The organism is Frankia sp. CcCS3 (assembly GCF_977927575.1).
Map to the genome: position 1 here is coordinate 1 of NZ_CDWRCL010000049.1, position 6,166 is coordinate 6,166.

The following is a 6,166-nucleotide window of genomic DNA, read 5'->3' on the forward strand; positions in this document are numbered from 1 at the left end:
TTCCGGCACAGCGGCATCACCAACGCCGCCAGCGAAGGCCACAACCGGGTCATCAAGCTCGACGCCCGCAACGCCTTCGGCTACCGCAACCCCGAAAACCAGCGGCTACGAACACGCTGCGCAACCACCCGCCGAGCCCGCAGATGCCTCAAACCCGCTTAACTTCGAAGAGCCCATATCAGCGTGGCACCGCGAAGGAGACGTTGCTCCGGACGCGGGACTGATATGACGCGACCCCAAGATATACGCCGCCGTCTCGGTGGACGTGCGGACGCGCCCGCTGGCTCAGGGATCATCTTCGGCCGAGCGGGCCTACGGAAATTCTCGGTCAAGAAAGCCCCAAAACCGGAAGCACGGTACCCCTGGAACATTCGAACGCGGCACCCCTGGAACACGGCGGTCCGGAACACGGCACCCCGGAGCGGCACGGAACCACGCACCAGGGTCTTGAGGCACCGCGATCCGTCAGCCCATCAACCTATTATGATCGGCGGAGACCGGATCTCGCCCGCCATCCGGACGTGAGCCCGATGACCCCGGTTGCGACGCATCGGAGGTGCCATGTCCGCTCCCCCAGGCTCCACACCCCCGGGATCCACGCCCCCGGGATCCATGCCGCCCACGGATGGCTTCCACCAGCGGCTGCACCGCGTGACGCCCGCCGGGCTGTCCCGCGACACCGCGCAGACCGCCGGCATGCGCCGGGTCGAGGCGCTGTCCGGCAGCACGGTCGGCTCCGTCGACCTGTGGATGGGCCAGACCCACGTCGCCGCGGCGACGAGCTCGGCGAACCATCACCACGGCCGGTCCGAGACGGGCATCTATGTGGTGCGAGGCCATCCGAGCGTCGTTTTCCTCGAGGACGGCGAGGAGACCCGGCTCGACACCAGCCCCGGCGACTACATCTACGTGCCGCCGTGGGTGCCTCATCGCGAGGAGAACCCCGATCCCGACGAGGAGGCCGTCGTCGTGATCGCCCGGACCACCCAGGAGGCGATCGTCGTCAACCTCCCCAACCTGCGCTGGGTCGGGCCGGTGGCCACCGGGTCCACCGGACCCACCCGGCGCGACTGGCACACCTACTGACCGGCTACGGCGGGACGGGGCGAGACCGGCAGGGTGGGGACGCGGCAGACCAGGCCACCACGACCAACCCCACCACTCATGATCATCCGGTCACACGCCCGTTACCAAGACACGCTCCTCCGTCCAGCAGGCGCAGCGCCTTCGACGGACACAGCTCGACCGCTCGGCGCACGGCGTCCAGCCGACCGGCGGCGACCTCTTCGATCAGGGTGACGACGAGGCCGTCGTCACCCTGATCGAAGACCTCCGGCGCGGTCATCACGCACATCCCGGCGCCGACGCAGACGGCGCGATCAGCGACGATCCTCATGCGACACCCTCCTGTTCCGCCCTGTCACACCAGGTGACCGAGTCCCACCAGGTGACCGAATCTCACCAGGTGACCGGGAGCGCGTGCAGCCCGTGTACGGCGTGATGGGCACGGAACGCTACCTGTTCGTAGGGCACGGCCAGCGCGAGATCGGGAAAGCGGCGCAGCAGCGCGGGGAACGCGATGCGCATCTCCATCCGGGCCAGCGGCGCTCCCAGGCAGTGGTGCACGCCGTAGCCGAAAGCGACGTGGCCGGGAGCGCCACGGGTGATGTCGAGCCGGTCCGGATCCCCGACGAGAGCCGGGTCTCGGTTGGCCGCAGGCAGCGCCAGGAGCAGTTGTTCGCCCGCCGGGATGCGGTGACCGGCGATCTCCACCTCGGTCGTCGTCGTGCGGGGCACGCCGGAGGGCACGATGGACAGCCAGCGCAGCAGTTCCTCGACGGCGGGCTCGACCTGGGCCGGATCGTCGCGGACCCTGGCGAGCTGGTCGGGATGGCGCAGCAGCGCCAGGGTGCCGAGAGCAAGCATGTTCGACGTCGTCTCGTGCCCGGCGGCCAGCAGCAGCGAGGCGATGCCAACCAGCTCGGCGGTGCTCAGCTCGTCGCCGTGCTCGCGCACCAGCCTGCCCAGCAGGTCCTCGCCCGGGGCCGCCTGCGCCCGCGTGACCAGCCCGGCCATGTACGCACGGGCCTCACGCTGCAGGGCCAGCCGCTGCTCGATCGGCAACGAGGCGTCGATCTGCCGGCGGGTGCGGTGCTGGAACTCCGCGCGGTCGGAATACGGCACCCCCAGCAGCTCGCAGATCACCAGCGACGGCACCGGAAGCGCGAAGGTCGCGACCAGATCGGCCGGTCGGCCGGCCCGTTCCAGCTCGTCGAGCGCCGCGTCGACGATGTCCCGGATCCGCGGTTCCAACCTGCGCATCCGGCGCACGGTGAACTCCGGGGTGAGCATCCGGCGCAGCCGGGTGTGATCTGGCGGATCGAACGCGAGCATCTGCCCCGCCCGCAGTTCGGCGATTTCCTCATCACTCAGGACGGGACCGCCAGGACCTACGACCCACTGATTGACGTTGCTGAACCTGCCCGGATCCGCGAGTATCTCACGGACGTCCTCGTACCGGCTGACCAGATACGCGGGTACCCTGAACACGGTGACAACGCGGCAGACGCCGTCGGTGTCCCGGGTCCGGACGAGTTCCTCGACCGGATCGAACTGCGCTCGCCGTATATGCAACGGAACTATCGGTGCCGCGGCCATCGCCTGTCCACCCTTCGCCGTTCACGCGGGACCTCGGACACCGACGACGCTACCATCCACGCGAAAAATAACTGTCGCTCGAACGGGCCGCATCCGGATATCCACCGCCAGAGATAATCCCGAGGAAGAAAAAATCCATCAACGAGTGGACCGGCGTTATTCGACGCTAGTCGGCATTGTTTGGTATTGTTTAACAAAATTCATCATAGTTCAATATTATCCGCTGCCTTCAGCTACCCATTCATCACCATCGAGAAGAATGCCACGGTAAATCATCCGCAGAGAGTCGGCCTTCCCCACGCCAGGCTCACGCCCGAGCGCGGATGATGGTCCGACTACCCGCCGAGCGGGCCTGGGCCGGTCAGATCGACCGAGGCAAGATCCGTGTTGCGGAGGGTAACCGAGACTCCTACAGTTCGGTTGTACCACCGGATGCTGCGGATGCCGCGGATACCGCGCCCTCCGGTGAGTTCCGACCCCGCCCCGCGCCGGCCGATTCCTCGCCACCGGCCGGTGCCCCTCAGCATGCGTCATGACGGGTACCGAGCGACACACATGGGAGCCAGAAGATGAGGGACCGCAGGGAGACAGACGTCGTCGAGCTGGCACAAGAACACGCGGAGCTGCTGCCCGAGCGCATGACCCTGGCGGCGGTCGAGATAAACCGCACCGAGTTCGACCCCACCTTCTACCCGGTCGGCTCGCCGGGCAGCAACAACGCCCAGATCGATAATCATCCGGAGCCACAGACTGCCTACAGCGACGGAGCGTTCATCAAGACCATCGCCAACAGCTGGAACCGCATCGAGCAGTGGTGAGCTCCGGGCCGATTCTGCTCCTCGCGCCGGTCTCCCTGGCCGGGTAACCGACCACGTTCCCCCGGGGTTGCCAAGGGCACCGTGAATCCGCGACCACCGGCCGGCCGAATATCCTTCGGTCAGCCGGAAAGCATGCCCTCACCTCAGTCAGATCGATCCGAGAAAGCCAGCCGAAGTTTCGACTGACGCTGGGCACGACCGCACCGTGACACACCCTGTGCAGGTGCTGGCCACCAGATTGAGCGGTGGCTAGCGTTCCCACCGCCTGAATATCCGAGGCAACTCAGATCGGTGGGAAACAAGGATGAACGATATCACGGGCAACTGCGCCGACGAGCTGAATGGAGAACTGTTCTTGGAATGGGCGGAACTACTGCCCGAGCGAACGACTCTCGCCGCGGTCGAGGTCGGTCGGAAGGAGTTTGACCCAACCTTCTTCCCGGTCGGCTCCCCCTGGTCGAAAATGGCACAGATCGACGCTCATGCGGAGCCGCAGGTCGCCGGTGGATTCCTGCCCATTCTCATCACACTGGTACCGAGCATCAACATCATCATCCAGAGATAACACCGACCGCTTTACCGCTTTACCGCTTTACGGCTACGACCGACAGATACACCGCCGGATTCCTCCGGGGGTGGTCACCCGGCCGGCCGCCGGTCGACGGACCGGCGGCCGGCCGGCTTCCCGCCAGTTCATGACAATGAGGATGGGACGCAGATGACCGAGTCCACCCGGTCGTCCACCCGGCCGACAACGATGCCGCCGGCACCTTCCGAATCGGACCGGGCGCCCGGACTCACCGGCGTCACCGGCGTCGCCAGCCTCGCCGGCGTCAGCGACATCGCCGGCGTCGCCAGCCTCGCCGATCCGACGGGCGTTCCTGGGCCGGCCGAGGTACCCGCCAGACCGAGCCGGGCCGACGGCCTGGCGCTACTCGGCGAGTTCACCGGGTCGGGCCTGGCCCGGCCCGTCTTCCTGGCCCGCCGCGCCGACGGTCAGGTCGTCGCGCTCACCGAACTGCTCGCGCACATCCTCGAGGCGGCAGACGGCGCCCGCGACGTCGCCGCGATTGCCGACCGGGTCACGGGGGTCTGCGCCCGCCGGGTGAGTGGCGCCGACGTCGCGTACCTCGTGGTGGATCGGCTCATGCCACTCGGCCTGATCGCCAGCGAGAACGGTGTCACTCCGGCGCCCCGGGCGAAGGCGCTGTTCACACTCGCCGCCCGGCACACCCTGCTACCCGCGCCGGCCGTGCACCGAGTCAGCCGAGTGTTCGCGATGTTGTTCCGGCCAGCGGCCGTGGCCCTGCTGCTGGCCCTGCTGGTGGCCACCGACGTGTGGATATTCGGCCGGCACAGCGTCCGGGACAGCGCGGCGGAGGTGCTCGCGACCCCGGCGCTGATCCTGGTGGTGGTCGGCCTGGCCCTCGTCGGCGCACTGTTCCACGAATGCGGGCACGCCGCGGCCTGCCACTACGGCGGTGCCCGCCCGGGAGTCATCGGTTTCGGCATGTACCTGGTGTGGCCGGCCTTCTTCACCGACGTCACCGACTCCTACCGGCTGAGCCGGCTCGGCCGGCTGCGCACCGACCTCGGCGGCATCTACTTCAACGGACTGTTCGTTCTGCTGCTCGCCGGGGCTCTCGCGCTCACCCACGCCGGTGTGCTGGTGACCGCCGTCGTCCTCGTCCACCTGGATGCCATGCGCCAGCTTGCGCCCTTCGTCCGGCTGGACGGCTACTACATCGTCAGCGACCTGGCCGGGGTACCGGACCTGTTCAACCGGATGGGGCCGACGCTGCGCGCGACGCTGCCACGGCGGCGCAACCGCCTCCCGCGCGGGCGGCATGCCCGATCGGCGGGACGGGCCCGGCCGGACGGGCTGACCCCGCCGGACAACGGGAGCCGACCGGACAACCGGAGCCAACCGGACGGGCTGACCCGGTCGGCCCGGATCGTGGTGACCGCCTGGGCGCTGCTCGCAGCACCGCTGATCCTGGTGAACCTGGTCGTGCTCATGGTCTCGGTTCCGTTCGTGCTTACCCGGACGACCCGGGCCATGTGGGACTATCTCGGGCTGGCGGGCCGGGCGACCCGTGACGGGAAGCTGGTCACCGCATTCGCGGAGGTCGTCTCCGCGCTGCTGGTCTCGCTGCCGGCCGTCGGGATGCTGTTCGTGCTGTTCCTGCTCGCCCGGGGCGTGCTGCGGGCGGTCCGGGCGCACCGGGAAGGCGGCCGACGCGGGTAATGGCCTCCCGCCGGCCGACTCGCCGCACCTCACGCCCATTCGACTACTTTCCGAAACTTACTCTTACTCTGAGCAATCAAAGGGGGATCGAACGCACAGGGAGAACCAGTGACGGGTCAGCAACAGGGAAGACGGCACGGCAACAAGCAGGGAACGGCGGTCGCCGCGGTCACGACTGCGCTGCTGCTGCTGCCGGCCACCGCCCGCGGTGCGGCGCCCCCAGGACAACCGGCCGGCACGCCTACCGAGGCATCCGCCCAGCACACGCAGGCTCCCCACGGCATCCCCTGGGCCTGGGGCTTCAACGGCTTCGGCCAGCTCGGCAACGGAACCACCACCGGCGCCTCGACGCCGGTCCAGGTCAGCGGCCTGAACGATGTCGTCGCCATCGCCGACGGCAGCAACTCCGGGTACGCGTTGCGCTGCGACGGGACCGTCCAGG

General features: G+C 68.3%; 7 protein-coding genes and 1 pseudogene. 6 read left to right on the forward strand and 2 right to left on the reverse strand.

The genetic code is table 11. The annotated features are described in order from the left end of the window. Positions 1–162: transposase (locus AC08OQ_RS06990; protein WP_476611956.1), on the forward strand; the 162-nt coding region annotated here is incomplete at its 5' end. A gap of 450 nt (positions 163–612) precedes the next feature. Continuing rightward, positions 613–1,086, forward strand: a complete 474-nt coding sequence (locus AC08OQ_RS06995) for a cupin domain-containing protein (RefSeq protein ID WP_462202498.1) — start codon at positions 613–615, stop codon at positions 1,084–1,086. An 82-nt stretch (positions 1,087–1,168) separates the two neighbouring features. Here the strand turns inward: AC08OQ_RS06995 and AC08OQ_RS07000 are convergent, their stop codons facing one another. Then, positions 1,169–1,396 carry a ferredoxin gene (locus AC08OQ_RS07000; RefSeq protein WP_476602238.1) on the reverse strand — a complete coding sequence of 76 codons (228 nt, stop codon included), beginning with the start codon at positions 1,394–1,396 and terminating at the stop codon, positions 1,169–1,171. 62 nt (positions 1,397–1,458) lie between these two features. Next, positions 1,459–2,658, reverse strand: coding sequence for a cytochrome P450 (locus AC08OQ_RS07005; protein WP_462189052.1), 1,200 nt, complete (start codon positions 2,656–2,658; stop codon positions 1,459–1,461). A 569-nt stretch (positions 2,659–3,227) separates the two neighbouring features. Here AC08OQ_RS07005 and AC08OQ_RS07010 point away from each other — a divergent pair. The 4 genes and pseudogenes from AC08OQ_RS07010 to AC08OQ_RS07025 all read left to right on the forward strand — a co-directional run. Next, a complete protein-coding gene (locus AC08OQ_RS07010) occupies positions 3,228–3,476 on the forward strand; it encodes a hypothetical protein (protein WP_476602237.1) in 249 nt (82 codons plus the stop codon). 304 nt (positions 3,477–3,780) lie between these two features. Continuing rightward, positions 3,781–4,041 carry a hypothetical protein gene (locus AC08OQ_RS07015; RefSeq protein ID WP_462186929.1) on the forward strand — a complete coding sequence of 87 codons (261 nt, stop codon included), beginning with the start codon at positions 3,781–3,783 and terminating at the stop codon, positions 4,039–4,041. A 153-nt stretch (positions 4,042–4,194) separates the two neighbouring features. Beyond that, the gene (locus AC08OQ_RS07020) at positions 4,195–5,724 is read left to right on the forward strand and encodes a hypothetical protein (RefSeq protein WP_476604807.1); all 1,530 of its coding nucleotides are present in this window, start codon (positions 4,195–4,197) and stop codon (positions 5,722–5,724) included. Between the two features lie 108 nt (positions 5,725–5,832). Further along, positions 5,833–6,166, forward strand: a pseudogene (locus AC08OQ_RS07025) (hypothetical protein); the annotation flags it as partial.